The sequence below is a fragment of the Rhodococcus sp. IC4_135 genome (assembly GCF_011602025.1).
Taxonomy (GTDB): domain Bacteria; phylum Actinomycetota; class Actinomycetes; order Mycobacteriales; family Mycobacteriaceae; genus Rhodococcus_F; species Rhodococcus_F baikonurensis.
In genome coordinates this window covers 234916-250745 of the sequence record NZ_JAAOLG010000001.1, presented here as the reverse complement: position 1 = coordinate 250745, position 15830 = coordinate 234916, and the positions used below count along the sequence as shown (strand labels likewise).

Sequence of the window (15830 nt, the reverse complement as noted above, 5' to 3'; positions counted from 1 at the left end):
TGATCTTGCCGACACGTGGGTGGACGATTTGTGCCGTCGGCCGTATTCAGGGTTAGCCTCGAACAATGGCGTTTGTCGGAAAGATGGTCAATAGGCTTCCTGAGCGGGTCCTCGTGCGCGTCCTGCCGCACGCAGAAATGCTCAAGTTCCTGGTGGTCGGCGGCATCGCCTTCATCGTCACCACGGTTCTGTTCTTCGGTATCAAGTGGACGGTCCTGCCTCAGCACCCGGTGACGGCCAACATCCTCGCAGTCCTCATCGCGACGGTTCTGTCCTACGTGCTCAACCGCGAATGGTCGTTTGCTCAGCGTGGTGGTAGACAGCGCCATCACGAGGCCGCGCTGTTCTTCATCGTCGCGGGTATCGGTTTGGCCATCAACCAGGTTCCGCTGTGGATCTCCAGCTACGTGTTCCACCTGCGCCAGCCCAACGTCTCCCTCTTCATGGAGAACTTCGCGGACTTCATCAGCGGATCGATCATCGGAACCCTGCTGGCCACGGCCTTCCGCTGGTGGGCCATGCGTCGGTACGTCTTCCCCGAAGAAGCCACCGACAGCCAGGTCGTTCTCGACATCGAAGCGACTCCCGGCACCAAGACACCGACAACCGACGCCACCGCCCTCGACTGACTTTCAGGATCGACGCACCCGATCGCTCGCGCTTCGATCAGAGTTCGTCGATACCGATCAGCCCGTCCTGAAGGGCGCGTGCAAGCAGTGCCATCTTCGTCGGGGCTGTCCGGCCAACTCCGTCGTACTTCCCTCGAATACGGGCGAGGTGCGTATTCACCGTTCCCTCCGCGATGTACAACTCACGGGAGACTTCGGCTTTCGAGTCGCAGCGAATCCAGGTCAACAGCACCTGTACTTCACGCCTACTGAGGCTGGGTGAGTCGGCAGTCTTCATCGGTGGTGTCCCTTACTTCCAGGCTTTCAGCGCGGTCGAACTCCCATGGAAACGGAGCGTGGTCGCGGGGTCACTCCGTTTGTTGACTGGGATAACTCTCGAGCGAGAGTGAACACTCTCAGAACACCACTCGAGCAGGCCTTGACCTCGGTAGAGTCTTGTTTGCCCGTAATGCGCGGGGAGAGCCTGTCGAACGAGCGAAGGACCGACGATGACTGACCGCGACGCGTCCACCATGCAATTCGTCGATGCAGGCGTGACGACGCTCGTCGAGGCCCCTCGAGACATTCTCGAACGCGGACTTCGGAGCGAACAGGTCGTCAACCAAGCCGGTGCATCGCAGGCCACGTTCTTTCGCAAGTTCCGAACCAAATCCGAATTCATCGAGGCCGTGATCACCAGCCTCACCGAATCGACCTTGCACAGCGCCGACAAAGTGAAGCAGACCGTGCGCGCACAGTTGGTAGCAAACGACGACGCGCTTCGTCCGACGGTCACCACTCTCGTCAAAGAGGCATTCGACGCAATCGTCAACGACGCGTCGACTGCAAGAAGTCTTCTCTCACACATTTTTGCGGGCTCACACCGGCGAACCTCCACCGCTCTGGGAAACGAATATCGTCGACGCGACGAGCTCGTGTCCGCGGCCTACGAGGCCCTCTTCGAGAAAACCGACGCAACACTCCGAAGGCCGTTCACCACCAAGACCTTCGCTGTCACGGTCAATGCGGTGATCGACGGCTTCCGCATTCGTAGCCGCATCGATTCCCGCTCCGTCTCACCCGACATCATGTCCGACGCGCTGCTCGCGATATTGGGTGCCGTCGTCGACACGTCTGGCCTTCACCAACACCTCGATGACGTTGTCAGTCCCATCGACCAGCCCGCTGAGACGCGTCCGCTGCCGCGTGATCCGCGAGCGGCGTTTCTCGCCGCCGCCCGTAGCGAATTCGGCAAACGCGGATACTTCATGACGCAGATCAACGACATCGCCGACACTGCGGCAGTCCCCCGCGCCGCTGCGAACAAACTGTTTCCCACCAAGCCCCACATCCTGGTGGCAGCCCTTCAGAGCCGAGTGGACTCACTGCGAGAAACCGTTGCCGACGACATCCTGATCGGTCTCGGCGACGTCGCGATCATCGAGAACTTCCTACTCCGCTGCGCTCAACTAGCCTCTGACGAAACAGAGTTCATGGATGCACTGTTGGTTGCCGTTGCCCACGACACCTACGGCGAGCCCGAGAGCCTGCTGTCACTCAAAGAGAAACTCAACATTCCCTCGATCATCGCGCCGATTGTGCAGCGGGGCCAGGACAACGGAGTCTTGTCGACCATCAGTGCTCCGATGGACATCGCCGCGGGAATAACCAACACCCTCCTATTGCGGTGCTTCACCCGCCGAGCCGACAGCCCGGCCGACAACGCAGCCTTCGTCGGCGCGATGCTCCTGAACGGGCTGGCCCATCCCTGATCAGACGGGGCGAATTACGCTACGAGCCCCAGCCGCTTCGAGCATTCGGCCATTTCGTCGATGATCAGTTCCAGCGACGTGCCACGACGGCTCGCGGACAACACGATTCGATCGGCTCCCAACCCGCGTGCCCACTCGAGTTTCGCTTCGTCGAGCCTGGGCAGGCTCGCACCGAGTACCAGAGAGACGTCGGCAGAATCTCGATCTGCCTTCACCGCAGCAGCTTTCATCGCTGCAATGGCCTTGTCGAGATCTTCACCGGCGAGTCCCAGCGGCTGGAAACCATCACCCAACCGGCCGGCACGCCGAGCAGCAGCAAGACTGTGTCCACCGATGTAGAGCGGAACTCCGGACTCGCGATGAGGTTTCGGCCAGCTGTACGCACCCTTGAACGAGAAGTAATCGCCGTCGAAATCGACTGCTTCCTTGCCCACCCAGAGTGCACGCATCACCGCGATGGCCTCATCGGCTACCTTGCCGCGGCGCTCGAAGTCACCGCCGCACGCTTCGATCTCTTCCTTCATCCACCCCAGACCGAGGCAGATGCGCAATCGCCCACCCGAAAGGCGATCGAGCGTCGCCAATCGCTTGGCGAGCACTACCGGATTGTGATTTGGCAGCACCAGAACTCCAGTGGACAAGCCCAACGTGGTTGTCGCACCCGCCACGAACGAGAGCAGTTCAAGCGGATCCGGGATGTCGCAGTCATCGGGAAGATGCGATTTGCCGGTCGGAGAATAGGGGTATTCACTCTCGGTGTCGGCGATGACCACCGAGTGCTCCACTGCCGAGATCTCGTCGAAACCCAGCGATTCAGCCGCACGGGCGAATTGCAGAATCCAATCAGGGTCTCCGCTTCGACCCAGTTCGACCGGAACGACCACGCCGAGCTTCATACCGTTTCCTCCAGTGTCGCCATCAATTTCGGACCGTCCACGACGCGACCGACGAACCGGTCCGCATCGGGATCTGTTGCAAGCCACACCGCCGCTGCAGCGGGTACGGATGCCGGTGTGGCCGCAAATCCGGCTTCCACTATTGCTTCCGCGCCACCGCGGGCTTTACCTGATTCCGTGATGACAAATCCCGGACTCAGGTTGAACGCTTTGATTCCGGCGTTTCGATACTCGGAGTTGATCGCTCCGGCGATACGTCCGAACGACGCCTTCGACGCGGCGTACGACAAACCCCAACCACCCTCGCCGGGCGGCGCAGGCGGATCCATGGTCGCCGAACCCGATGCCAGGTTGACCACTACGCCGTTGCCCCGCTTGATCATCGACGGGAGTATCACCTGAACCAGAGCGAGTTGGTGCAGATAATTTCCGATCACCATCGCCTGAGCGTCGTCGATCTCGATGTCGAGCACCCGGTCCATGTTCCCGACCGTCTGCGCGTAGGCGTTGTTCACCAGCACGTCGACATGTCCCCACTCTGCCAGCACCCGTTCACCGGCGCCGCGGACGGATGTCAGATCGAGCAGGTTCATCGGAACGGCCAATGCGCGCACACCGAAGGACTCGATCTCGGCAACCGTCGTCTCCAGGCTGCCGGGCACCGGAATCACTTGCTCGCCTTGCCTGGTTCGCGGGGCTGCCCGCCCCTCTCCTTCACGAACGGTGCGAGCAGTGATTGCTACGTCGAATCCGGCGCGCGCGAATGCAAGCGCGCACTCTCGGCCGATCCCCCGGGAAGCGCCGGTGACCAGCGCAACTCCACTCACAGGAACCGCGAACGGCCGTGTGTCTCGAACTCCTTCTCCAGATTCACCACGTCAGTTTCGGTCATCAACGTGTATTCGGGAGTGCCGCGGCCCACCCAGTGGAACACCGGCTCGTCGGTACGCCAGCGATCGGCCTGAAGCTCACGTTTGAGAACCTTGTTGGAGCCCGTGACGGGCAGGTCGGTCGAAACGCGAACAAATCGTGGCGCCGCCTTGGTACCCAAATCCGCCTGCGCGGCAAGGTAGTCAGCGAACTCGACCGGATCGAAATCGGCGAGATCGGCAACCTCGATCGCAGCCATCACCTGATCACCCGAACGCGGATCCGGCACCGCGAAGACACCCGTGGCAATCACCTTGGGATGACGACGCAGGATGTGCTCGATCATCAGCGCCGAGGTGTTCTCACCGTCGACCCGGATCCAGTCACCCTTGCGTCCGGCGAAGTAGATGAAGCCGGCCTCGTCGACGTAGCCGAGATCGCCTGTCCAATACCAACCGTGGCGAATCTTCTCCGCGATGGCGTCTTCGTTCTTGTAGTACCCCTCGAACTTCTTCGATCCGGCCTTGTCGACCATCTCGCCGATCGATTCGTCGGGGTTGAGCACGTGACCGTGCTCGTCGAGGATCGCGCGGGGGCGCTCTTCGCGGGTGTCGGGATCGACGATGACGATGTTCTCGTTCGCGGGTCGGCCCAGCGCTCCGGCCGGTTGGTTCGGATCGAGCACCACCGAACCGGCACCTTCACTCGAGCCGTATCCCTCGAAAAGTTGTGCACCGAAACGGCGGATGAATTCTGCCTTGTCCCCCGGTGAGGCCTCGGTCCCGAATCCGTGTGTGAGGGTGTTCTCGATGTCGTCCGGTTGTTCTGCCGTCGCCATGAGATACCCCAAGGCCTTACCGACGTAGGTGAAATAGGTTGCGCCGTAGAACCGAACGTCCGGCATGAAGCCCGAAGCGGTGAACTTGCGGACGAGGCAGACGGTGGCTCCTTGTGAAAGGGCTGGCGCCCACAGGGCCATCAGCGCGTTGCCGTGGAAGAGCGGCATGCAGCAATAGCAGACATCGTCGCGGTCGATGTCGTACTTGGCGCAGTTCGCGTAGGCCAACCGTGTCAGACGCCCCTGGCTGCACCGCACTGCCTTGGACATTCCGGTGGTACCCGAGGTGAAGAGAAGCAGGAACAGGGTCGACGCGTCGACGCCGAGGTCGATCTGAGGCGATTCGACGTGATGCGTTGCAATCTTGTCCGGGTAGGACGCGTCGTCGACGAGCACGAAACGGTCTTCGGTCAGTCCGAGGTCAAGGCCGGACAACTTCTCGTAGCCCGCTTTGTCGGTGACGATCAGCTGGCAGTCGACGTACCGGACCTCTGCCTCGAGCTCGGCTCCACGCCTGGTCGGATTGATGCCGACGATCGTGGCTCCGGTCAGGGCCGCGCCGCCGAGCCAGAACAGGAACTCGGGATCGTTCTCGAGAAGGACTCCGATGTGAAACGGTCCAGGCGCGCGAAGCGACTTCGCAAGCGAGCCACGCGCTGCGCTCTCGCGCACCACTTCGTCCCAGCTCCAGTCCTGCGTCCGCGTCCGCAGACCCAGGTGCTGATCACCAAGACGGTCGATCAACATCTGCGCGACGTCCTCGCGCTGAGGAGCTGCAAGAGCTGCATTCGAAGATGCTTCGGTGGCGGTGTTCGTCATCGTGTCCTGTGTCCTAGTCGATATCGGAATGTCGATTACTCCAACTGCGATACGACTCGAACGTATCGACGCCTCAAAGCCGGAACCGTCTCAGTCTCGCTCAGTGGTAACCGCCGCCACAGATATGATTTTCTCGTGAGATTTTGTGACGTGAAAAGCGCCACAATACGAAAGGCCATTCCATGACTGCCCCCGCAGATCCGCAGTTGCTTCTGGACCAGGCGGTCTCACGCCTCACCGGTCCAGGTGGGCCATTCGAGATCGTCGAAGAAGAGGTTCTCGGCACCGTCATGCCCGTGATGAAGAACCGTGGTCACGCCATCGGTGAACTCATCTCGGCATCTCGCGCCTGGGGCGACGGCGACTATCTCGTCACCAGCGATCGTCGAATCTCGTTCACCGAGCACGCCGATTCCGTCGCCGCGCTGGCAACTGCTCTGCGGGACAAGTACGGCGTCCGCAAGGGCGACCGTGTGGGCATCCTCGCTGCCAACACTCCCGAATGGGTCATGACGTTCTTCGCGACGCAGGCGCTCGGCGCGATCGCTGTCGGTCTCAACGGTTGGTGGGTTCCGCGCGAGGTCGCCCACGGGATCGAGCTCTCACGTCCGAAGGTTCTGGTCGTGGACGCCAAGCGCGGCGCCGCCCTCCCCGAACTGCCGGCAGACATCACGGTCCTCACCATGGAGGAGGATCTGCCCGCGCTCATCGCGGAATATGCAGGCTCCGACGTGCCGAGCACCGACATCGACGAGGACGATCCCGCCGTCATCCTGTTCACCAGTGGTACCAGCGGCCGCCCCAAGGGCGCACTCCACTCGCACCGCAACGTGATGGCCGTCGTCGACTACCACAAGTACAGCGACGCGATCGGCGCAGCATTCACCGGCCGTGAGTACGACGCTTCCAAGCCGAGCCCACTGCGTTATCTACTCACCTCCCCGCTCTTCCACATCGCCAGCCTGCACAACCTGGTGGTCCCCCGTCTCGCGACGGGCAGTGCCGTCATCCTGACCGAGGGCGGCTTCGACGTCGACAAGGTTCTCGGATTGGTCGAACGCGAGCGCGTCACCAACTGGGGTGCGGTGCCGACGATGGCGTCGCGTCTACTCGAACACGGCAACATCGCCAAGTACGACGTCTCCTCGCTGACTGCATTCTCGCTGGCGTCGGCGCCGTCGTCACCCGCTTTCAAGGAACGACTCAAGGAGCAGGTGCCGTTCGCACGCAATGCTCTGGTCGACAGCTACGGTCTCACCGAATGCAGCACCGCCATCGCAGTCGCCGTCGGCGCCGAACTCGAAGAGTTCCCAGGCACTCTCGGACGTCCGATCATCACCGTCTCGATGGAGATTCGCGATCCCTTCGGCGAGTGGCTGCCGGACGGCATCGAAGGTGAAGTGTGCGTACGCAGTCCGTTCGTCATGCTCGGATATTGGGAGAACGACGAGGCCACCGAGTCTGCAATCGCACCCGGACGCTGGCTCCGCACCGGCGATTTCGGCGTCATCGAGAACGGTCGTCTCCGTCTCACGGGCCGTCGTTCCGACCTGATCCTGCGTGGCGGCGAGAACGTCTACCCCACCGAGATCGAGCAGACGCTCGACGAACACCCCGACGTGATCGAGTGCGCTGTCATCGGCATGCCGCACCCCGACCTCGGCCAGGAAGTGTCCGCCGTGGTGGTCCTGCGTCCCGGAGCGGACACCACGGAGGCCGAGTTGCGCGACTACGCCGCCGAGCGCCTGTCCTACTTCAAGGTGCCGTCGAAGTGGCGCATCACCAATGATCTGTTGCCTCGCAACGCAACCGGCAAGATGGTTCGGCGCGAGATCACCGTATGACCACGGAGCTGTCACGGATCGTCGCCGAGTCGGCGATCCGTGACCTGCTCTGCGAGTACACGCATCTGATCGATCAGGGCAGATTGCGTGAAGTCGCCGCATTGTTCGCCCGGTCCGACTACGGGCAGTGCGGGCCGGACGGGATTGCCACCACGCTCATTTCATCCGACGCCGATGCCGTGTTCGCAGCCTGCAGTGGCTTCATTCGCATGTACGGCGATCCTCCGATTCCACGAACCAAGCACCTGCTGACAAACACGCGGATCGCAGTCGACGGCGAATCGGCGTCGGCGCTCTCGTACATCACGGTCATACAAGGCACTGAAACACTTGCCCTGCAACCCATCCTGTCGGGGCGTTACTTCGATCGTTTCAGCTGCGTCGACGGATCGTGGCAGTTCAGCTCGAGACTCTTCTGTATGGACAACATGGGCGACATGTCCGCTCATGCCAAGCGTGCGCTGTAGAGGAACGACTGTGGAAATCGGCGTCAACATTCTGGGCCTCGAGGCCCTGTTCGACGGCAAGATTCGCCCGGTTCTGGACTTCGCCGCGCGCGCTGACCGTGCCGGAGTCGATCTGATCTGCACCGGCGATCACCTCGGCTTCAATGCCGACGCACACGCTCGGCGGGTAGTCGAACACAACTTCTTGTTCCCCTTGGATCACCCTTGGTACGAACCGATTTCATTGCTGTCCTCGATCGCTGCAGTGACGGAACGTGCTCGCCTCGGGGTGTCGGTTCTGATCGCCACTGTTCGTCCGGCGGCTCTGCTCGCCAAACAGGTTGCCACACTCGACTCACTGTCCGAAGGTCGAACTGTGATGGGCTTCGGCGTCGGTTGGCAAGAAGCCGAATACACTGCCACCAACATGCCTTTCGATGCGCGATTCGGGCGCATGGAGGAGACTGTCGCAGCGTGTCGCGAACTGTGGACCAATGCCCCGGCCAACTTCAAGGGACGCGACTTCGCCTTCGAGAACTACCACAGCCTCCCACTGCCGATCCAGCCCCGAGTACCAGTGCTCTTCGGGTTCGGACCAAGTCAGCGGAACTTCGACCGCATCGCACGCGTCGCCGACGGTTGGACCGTGAACCCGACCGATCTGGGAACGTTCTCCGACAGTGTCACATTGCTGCGCAACACGTTCGAGGCCCACGACCGTGACCCGGATACCGCACGTGTGCAAGTATCTGCAGCACCGATTCGACGCGACAACGGGTCCGTCGACCTCTCGGCAACGGCAGACAAAGCCCGGGACTGGTTCGACCGCGGCGCGTCCGTCGTCGTCTTTCGACCTGCCGTATTCGACTGCGCAGCAGAAGAACTACCAGAACTACTCGACTGGATGAGCAGCATCAAGGAGGCGTGACATGGACCGGGCACTGCAAGATCTCATCGACAAGCAGGCAATCCGTGAGGTAGTTCTGACGTACTGTCGCGGCATCGACCGCCTCGACTTCGATCTCGTCCGCAGCGCCTACCATCCGGACGCGATCGACCACCACACCGGTTTCGACGGCAACATAGACGAGTACATCGCCTGGGTCACACCGAAACTCTCGGCGATCGGCGGCACGATGCATCACATCGGCAACCACCTGGTCGAACTACACGGCGACCAGGCGATCAGCGAGGCGTATTCGATGTCCACACATTGGGGCGGTCCCGAAGGCATCGGGATGGTCAACTTCACCAGCGGTGCGCGATTCATCGACCACATGGAGCGACGCGACGGTCGTTGGGCGATCAAGGAGCGATGGGCCGTACGAGAGTGGACCCGCTCGGACGAGGGTCGCTTCGTCAACCCCGAAGGGCCTGGCCCGCGTGGGCGTCGAGATGCCTCGGATCCGCTGACAGCACTACGCCAAACCCTTGAAATGCTTTGAGGTTCACGATTCGGACTATTCCGACTGATTTGAAGATTCAGCTTCACTCGAACATGCATTCGAATATGGTTGATGCATGTTCAACCCCGCGACAGAGCTTTTCGGTATCTCGGCACAGCTGACCGGTACCGAAACTGATTGTGCGCTGGTTGATCTCATGACAGATCTGCATGCGTGCGAGGCGATGCCGGTCGAACGCAAGCTCGCTGTGATTGCCGAGTTCTTTTCGCGGCGAAGCTCAGAGCATGTCGCCGGTGGTGCGTGGTCGTCGACCGCACACGAGTTGGCGGAATCGGAAGTCGGCGCGACGCTCACGATGGGTCGCGCTGCAGCCGGGAAGTTGATCGGGTTGGGGTTCTCGTTGAAGACTCGGCTGCACCGCACTCGAGCAGCGATGGCGCGTGGCGAGTTGGATCTGTACCGAGTCGGTTTGATCGATTCCGCGACCGCGAACGTGAAAGACGAGCTGATCGACGAGGTGGAACGACAACTGCTCGAACAAGTTCTCGCCCCACCGGTAGCCGGCGGAACGGGCCTGACGGGCAGACGACTTACAGCGGCGATCGATCGGATCGTGGCGATGGTGGACCCAGAAGGTATGCGAGAACGCCGACGTCGTGCGCTCACCGATCGGTTTGTCGGGGTCAGCGCTGCCGAGGACGGGATGGCAAAGATCTTGGGCAGCATTCCGGCAGAGCAGGCTCGGGCATTCGACGGCCGACTACGCGAGTTGGCAATGTCGGTATGCCGAAACGACTCCCGAACGTACGAGCAGCGACGAGCCGACGCGCTCTTCGAGTTGACCAACGGATCACCGTTCTTGCCGTGCAACTGTGGCCGAGCTGATTGCCCGCAGGATCGTAGCGGTGGTGTTGTCGTTCGTCGGCCCGTGGTTCACGTCGTGATGACTGATTCCACTCTGCGCGGAGGCGGCGAGCCCGCTCACCTCGACGGGTACGGGGTGATCAGCGCTGAGCATGCTCGCGACATCGCCCAAGACGCCGTAATTCGAAACGTCCGAGTACCCGCTGATACCGCCACCGAATCGGTGCCCGGTTCGGCGTACGTCTACCGGCCTGGTTCAGTTCTCGATACCTGGTTGCGGATCATCGCGGGCAGCTGCCAATGGCTGCATTGTGATGTCCCGGCCTGGAATTCCGATCTGGACCACAATGAACCGTTCCATCATGGCGACCCCGAACGCGGCGGCAAGACAGTCGAATCGAATATGAGTGCGTTCTGCCGCAACCACCATCGCCTCAAGCATTCCGACCGGTGGCGATTCGCGTCGAACCAGGATCGGACCATGTCGCTGACATCGCCGACTGGGCATTGCTACCGAACACGCCCCGCAGGGTTGATGGCCGGGCCGCACGGCCCGATACCGCCGCAGTGCGGTCGAGATCGGCGGACCCAGGCGGAGAACAAGGCCGCCCGTATCCAGTCCGAACGCAATCGTCAACGCCGACGGATACAGAAACGAGCTGAGGAGCACGTTCAATGCAAGCGGCGGAAATCACCGCGAACCCATCGAGAACCCATCGATTACGGAGACGACCCGCCACCGTTCTGAGGTGCCGAGGTGCGTCGACGTGTCGCCGGGGTCAATCTGACGTCGGCTTGGTGTCGTCATCTCCCGCTGACGGATCGTCTTCACCAAACGGATCGATGGTGTCGACACCTTCGAGGACGGTCAGCTCTTCTTCAACCTCTGCCAGGAGGCCCTTGGCTTCAGCTTCGAACTTCTTCTCCCAATCGGACATACCGAGCCCCTTCTCTTCCGAAGCGAGTTCCCGCTGTATCTGAACTCAGACTACGTCGCCGGCGACGAGTTTCGCCTTCCGCTCGAGTCATTACTCATGACCGAGTAATCATGTATCTCGACGGACGGAGCACCCATGCCCGGACAGTTGGAAGGCAAAACCGCACTGATCACCGGAGCCGCCCGAGGTCAGGGCCGAAGCCACGCCGTGCGACTGGCGCAGGAGGGCGCGAACATCATTGCGCTCGACATCTGCCGTCAGATCGAATCGGTGGCCTACCCGATGGGAACCGACGACGATTTGAGGCAGACAACGGCAATGGTCGAGGCCCTCGGGCGACATGTCGTCGCGCGAGAAGTCGACGTTCGCGATTTACCTGCGCTAGAAGCTGCAGTATCCGAAGGAATTGCGGAGTTGGGCAGCCTCGACATCGTCCTGGCCAACGCCGGTATCGGCATGATGTCTCCGGACGTCGACGATGCTCGCGCCTTCCGCGACCAGATGGAGGTCAATCTCTTCGGTGTCTGGAATACCGTCCAGGCCGCAGCGCCCCCGATGATCGAGCAAGGGACAGGCGGCGCAATCGTCCTGACCGGATCGACACTGGGACTTGTCGGTCGCGGAGGTGACGGCACCGGCGGGTCCGACGGCTACTGCGCGAGTAAACATGCCATCGTGGGGCTTGGTCGCACGTGGTCGCACTGGCTTGCTCCCCACAATATTCGTGTCAACTCCGTGCACCCGACGGGCGCGAATACACCGATGGTCGTCAACGACGCCGTCGCGAAACTGTTTGCGGACTCCCCCACATCGAGCGGAGCCGACGTGGGCAACCTCTTGAACGTCGGGCTGATCGAGGCTGCCGACGTCAGCAACGCGATAGCCTGGTTGGTTTCGGATCAGGCTCGATACGTCACAGGTATCGCGTTGCCGGTCGACGCCGGCTTCACGGCCAAATAGACACCGGAATCTCGAGCCGAACAACTGCCGATCAGTCGACGGTCGGCGCCCACTGCACACCGTTGATGTGCCCGCCGCCGTCGACGAAGAGGGTGTTGCCGGTGACGTAGCGGCTGTCGTCACTCGCCAGGAAGGCCGCAACGGGGCCGATGTCGTCGAGGGGATCGCCGATCCGCCCCATCGGGTTCTGTGCGGCCATCACTGCCACGTTCTCCGGATTGGCTTCGGCGACACGCTTGTACGCCGCACTCTGCGCACCGGGACACATGACGTTGCAGTTCACATGCTTGGGGGCCCACTCGCGGGCAGCAGTGCGAGTCAGCGTTCGCAATGCTTCCTTGGCCGCGTTGTACTGCACCGAGTACATGTGAGCATTCACCCCGTTGAGGCTGCACATGTTGATCACGCGGCCCGTGCCGTGACGCTCGAGTTCCGGCAACGCGGCCTGCATGGCCCAGAAAGCGGCCATCACTGCCATGTCGAAACCGCCGCGCAACTGCTCGTCGGTCATGTTCTCGAGCCGAGCGAAACCGAAAGTCCGCCAAGCATTGTTGACCAGGATGTCGAGGCGCCCGAACCGCTCGACGGCCCGGTCCACCATGGCGACAACCTGCGCTTTGTCGGTGACATCGGTACGGATGAACTCAGCCTCCGCGCCCCATTCGTCCCGCAACCACTGGGTGGTTTCGAGGCCCGCTGCCTCGTCGATCTCGGCAACCAACACCGACGCGCCTTCACGCGCGAACGCGCCCGCCACTCCGCGCCCGATGCCCATACCGGCACCGGTGACCACTGCTACACGTCCGTCGAGCTTGCCCACTGGGCCCTCCTTCGTCAGAACCCCTACCTGGGGCGCGGCACGGTCTTGTCGATGAACAGGCCCTCTACCGACACACACAATTCGCCGTCCGCAGTCTTGATCTCACCGACGGTGTGAATCTTGCGGCCGTCCTTGGAAAGGAATTTGCCGCTGATCGTGAGGGGCTCGAACAGCGGAGTCGGGCGATGGTACCGAGTGCTCAATTGTGCTGTCATGCCGGAAGTTCCGCCCCAGGCGTTCGCGACGCCGAGAACGTGATCGAGCAGCAGCGCCGAAACACCGCCGTGTACATGGCCGGGAGGGCCCTGGTACGGCAGCGTCAACGTGACCACTCCCTGCACCGACCCGTCAGCGAGCCCTTCCAGAACGAGCGGCGGCGCAATGGCATTCTCGGGGCCGGTCACCGGATCGTGACGAGTCACGCCCTCACCGTTCCACATGTCGATCAAACGCTCAGCCACCTCGGGTGAGTGCTGCTCGAGGTGCTCGGCAATGCTGTTGAGCTCCTCCGCAACCCGGTCCAGGTTAGCGTTTTCGCGGTCGGTCCGCAGCATCGCGTCGACAACGCGTCGGGCTGCTGCCGTGGCCCGGTCGACCGGGGCGTCTTGCGGCGGCGACGTCAGAATCGCGCCGCCCGGGTGTGTGGCTGCCGTGGGGTGTGTACCGAGGTCCATCAGTTGATCTCCATTGTTGCGTGTGTGAGAACCGGGGAGTTCTCGCGCTCGGGGCAGGTCGCCGCCAACGTCAACGTGTTGCCGTCCTGCCATACCGAGGTGGTGATGGATTCGCCGGGGAACAGCGAACCGGCAAACCGCACCGAGTAGTTCTTCACCCTCGTCGGATCTCCGTCGAGGATTCCGTCCACCACTGCCTTGCAGACGATGCCGTACGACGCCAGGCCGTGCAGAATCGGAGCGTCGAAGCCCGCCATCTTCGCGAAGGCAGGATCGGCGTGCAGCGGGTTCATGTCTCCACTGAGTCGGTAGACCAGCGCCTGCGAGGGACTCGTGCTCGACGTCAGTACCTTGTCGGGCGCCTGATCGGGCACCCCGGCAACAACTTCGGGACCGGCACTGCCGCCGAAGCCACCTTCGCCGCGCGCCCAGATCTGCATTCCGGTGGTCCACAACGGGTTCCCGTCAAGGTCGTGCGCCGCGGTCTCGAGAACGATCACAGCTGCCTTTCCCTTGTCCCAGACGTCGGCGACCCGAGAGGAAATACGAGCAGCACCCGTCGACGGGATCGGCGCGTGAAGTGTCAGCGACTGCCCACCGTGCAGAATCTTGCGCAGGTCGATGTCGATTCCCGGCATACTCATCGACGGTGCGGGCAGCACACCCGCCGAAACTCCCTGGCCTGCAACCATTGCAAACGTCGGAAGTACCTTCAGACCCTTTTCGTACACCCAGGTGAGTTCTGCGGGATCCAGAGCATTCGCTCCTGCTCCGAGTCCCAACTGGTAGAGCATGACGTCGCGGTCGGTCCACGACGCTTCGCGCACTGTCGGTTCGGCGGACAACGCCACATCGAGATCGATAGCCATCAGTTCTCCAAAGTTCCGGCTCGGTAGACCGTCACGACGCACGCGCCGCCCAGTCCGAGGTTGTGCTGCAATCCGATTCGTGCGCCCTCGACCTGGCGAGCGTCCGCGGTCCCGCGAAGCTGCCACGTGAGTTCGGCGCACTGGGCCAGCCCCGTCGCGCCCAGCGGGTGTCCCTTCGAGATCAAACCACCCGACGGGTTGACGACCCACTGGCCGCCGTACGTGGTCGCGCCGGATTCGACGAGCTTTCCGCCCTCTCCGACAGCGCACATCCCCAGGCCCTCGTAGGTGATGATCTCGTTGATCGCGAAGCAGTCGTGCAGTTCGATGACGTCGACGTCTTCGATGCTGATGCCGGCTTCGGCAAAGACCTGCTCGGCGGCCGCCGCCGTCATCGGCGCGCCGACAACGTCGATCATCGACCTCTCGGCAAATGCTGCCTCGGTGTCGGTGGTCATGGCCTGAGCGACGATCTCGATCGCTCGGCCCTCGAGTCCGTGCTCACGGACGAACTTCTCACTGACGACGATCGCGGCTCCGGCGCCGTCCGAAGTCGGCGAGCACTGCGAACGTGTCAGTGGATCGTGAATCATCTTGTCACCGAGTACCTGTTCGAGGGTGTACTCGTCACGGAACTGCGCATACGGGTTGTTGACCGAGTGCTTGTGGTTCTTGACCGCCACGGCTGCAATCTGTTCGACCGTCGTGCCGTACTTCTTCATGTGTTCGACGGCAGCATTGCCGAACAGCTGCGCAGTCATGGGTGAGCGCGCGAAGCCGTAGTCCTCGACCATGATCTTCAGCTGCGAGTCCAAAGTCGTGACCTTGGGCATCTCACCGGTGCCGGTCAGTGCAGTTTTGGTCATCTTCTCGAAGCCGACGGCCAAAGCGCACTCGGTTTGCCCGGCCTGGACCCATTCTCGCGCGGTCATCAGTGCCGTCGAGCCGGTGGCGCAGTTGTTGTTGACGTTGAAGATCGGAATGCCGGTCAGACCGGTCTCGTAGAGAGCTCGCTGTCCTGCTGTCGACGCATTGAACACGTAACCGACTGCAGCGCGCTGGATCTGGTCGTAGCCGATCCCGGCATCGGCCAGGGCATTCGAGACGGCTTCGGTCACCATGTCGGGGTATTCCCAGTCGCGGGTCTCGATCTTCTCGAACTTGGTCATGCCCACGCCGATGACGAAGGTGCGATTGCTCATGTGC

17 protein-coding genes are annotated in these 15830 nt (G+C 62.1%); 8 read left to right on the top strand and 9 right to left on the bottom strand.

Annotated elements, in window-relative coordinates:
- Positions 1-65 precede the first annotated feature (65 nt).
- Positions 66-629 carry a GtrA family protein gene (locus G8767_RS01255; RefSeq protein ID WP_095968483.1) on the top strand — a complete coding sequence of 188 codons (564 nt, stop codon included), beginning with the start codon at positions 66-68 and terminating at the stop codon, positions 627-629.
- A 37-nt stretch (positions 630-666) separates the two neighbouring features.
- Here the strand turns inward: G8767_RS01255 and G8767_RS01250 are convergent, their stop codons facing one another.
- Positions 667-906: a LuxR C-terminal-related transcriptional regulator gene (locus G8767_RS01250; RefSeq protein WP_095968482.1), complete on the bottom strand. Its 240-nt coding sequence runs from the start codon at positions 904-906 to the stop codon at positions 667-669.
- Between the two features lie 211 nt (positions 907-1117).
- Here G8767_RS01250 and G8767_RS01245 point away from each other — a divergent pair, with 211 nt between their 5' ends.
- Entirely contained in the window at positions 1118-2380 is a 1263-nt protein-coding gene (locus G8767_RS01245; RefSeq protein WP_095968481.1) for a TetR/AcrR family transcriptional regulator, read from the top strand.
- Between the two features lie 14 nt (positions 2381-2394).
- On the opposite strand, the gene G8767_RS01240 is transcribed toward G8767_RS01245, so the two are convergent.
- From G8767_RS01240 to G8767_RS01230, 3 genes are read right to left on the bottom strand one after another with little or no spacing between them, the layout of a single operon-like run.
- Complete coding sequence (locus tag G8767_RS01240; protein ID WP_095968480.1) at positions 2395-3276, bottom strand: LLM class F420-dependent oxidoreductase; 882 nt, start codon at positions 3274-3276, stop codon at positions 2395-2397.
- Entirely contained in the window at positions 3273-4103 is an 831-nt protein-coding gene (locus G8767_RS01235) for an SDR family oxidoreductase (RefSeq protein ID WP_095968479.1), read from the bottom strand. The genes G8767_RS01240 and G8767_RS01235 overlap by 4 nt, the downstream gene beginning before the upstream one ends.
- Positions 4100-5803, bottom strand: a complete 1704-nt coding sequence (locus G8767_RS01230; RefSeq protein ID WP_124569637.1) for an AMP-binding protein — start codon at positions 5801-5803, stop codon at positions 4100-4102. The genes G8767_RS01235 and G8767_RS01230 overlap by 4 nt, the downstream gene beginning before the upstream one ends.
- A 182-nt stretch (positions 5804-5985) precedes the next feature.
- Here G8767_RS01230 and G8767_RS01225 point away from each other — a divergent pair, with 182 nt between their 5' ends.
- The 5 genes from G8767_RS01225 (at position 5986) to G8767_RS01205 (ending at position 11111) form a co-directional block, all read left to right on the top strand.
- Entirely contained in the window at positions 5986-7647 is a 1662-nt protein-coding gene (locus tag G8767_RS01225; protein ID WP_166809120.1) for a class I adenylate-forming enzyme family protein, read from the top strand.
- Complete coding sequence (locus G8767_RS01220; RefSeq protein WP_166809119.1) at positions 7644-8114, top strand: nuclear transport factor 2 family protein; 471 nt, start codon at positions 7644-7646, stop codon at positions 8112-8114. The genes G8767_RS01225 and G8767_RS01220 overlap by 4 nt, the downstream gene beginning before the upstream one ends.
- Before the next feature lie 10 nt (positions 8115-8124).
- On the top strand, positions 8125-9021 hold the full coding sequence (locus tag G8767_RS01215; RefSeq protein WP_166809118.1) for a TIGR03619 family F420-dependent LLM class oxidoreductase: 897 nt from the start codon (positions 8125-8127) through the stop codon (positions 9019-9021).
- Between the two features lies 1 nt (position 9022).
- On the top strand, positions 9023-9538 hold the full coding sequence (locus tag G8767_RS01210) for a nuclear transport factor 2 family protein (RefSeq protein WP_166809117.1): 516 nt from the start codon (positions 9023-9025) through the stop codon (positions 9536-9538).
- Between the two features lie 76 nt (positions 9539-9614).
- Entirely contained in the window at positions 9615-11111 is a 1497-nt protein-coding gene (locus G8767_RS01205) for a DUF222 domain-containing protein (RefSeq protein WP_166809116.1), read from the top strand.
- A 31-nt stretch (positions 11112-11142) separates the two neighbouring features.
- On the opposite strand, the gene G8767_RS01200 is transcribed toward G8767_RS01205, so the two are convergent.
- Entirely contained in the window at positions 11143-11301 is a 159-nt protein-coding gene (locus G8767_RS01200) for a hypothetical protein (RefSeq protein ID WP_166809115.1), read from the bottom strand.
- 135 nt (positions 11302-11436) lie between these two features.
- On the opposite strand from G8767_RS01200, the gene G8767_RS01195 reads away from it, so the two are divergent.
- Positions 11437-12261, top strand: a complete 825-nt coding sequence (locus tag G8767_RS01195; protein WP_124569632.1) for a mycofactocin-coupled SDR family oxidoreductase — start codon at positions 11437-11439, stop codon at positions 12259-12261.
- A 31-nt stretch (positions 12262-12292) separates the two neighbouring features.
- On the opposite strand, the gene G8767_RS01190 is transcribed toward G8767_RS01195, so the two are convergent.
- From G8767_RS01190 to G8767_RS01175, 4 genes are read right to left on the bottom strand one after another with little or no spacing between them, the layout of a single operon-like run.
- Entirely contained in the window at positions 12293-13081 is a 789-nt protein-coding gene (locus G8767_RS01190) for an SDR family oxidoreductase (protein WP_166809114.1), read from the bottom strand.
- Between the two features lie 23 nt (positions 13082-13104).
- Entirely contained in the window at positions 13105-13755 is a 651-nt protein-coding gene (locus G8767_RS01185; RefSeq protein ID WP_166809113.1) for a PaaI family thioesterase, read from the bottom strand.
- Positions 13755-14624, bottom strand: a complete 870-nt coding sequence (locus G8767_RS01180; protein WP_124569630.1) for a MaoC/PaaZ C-terminal domain-containing protein — start codon at positions 14622-14624, stop codon at positions 13755-13757. Before G8767_RS01180 ends, G8767_RS01185 begins: the two co-directional genes overlap by 1 nt.
- A complete protein-coding gene (locus tag G8767_RS01175; protein WP_166809112.1) occupies positions 14624-15826 on the bottom strand; it encodes a lipid-transfer protein in 1203 nt (400 codons plus the stop codon). The genes G8767_RS01180 and G8767_RS01175 overlap by 1 nt, the downstream gene beginning before the upstream one ends.
- Positions 15827-15830 lie beyond the last annotated feature (4 nt).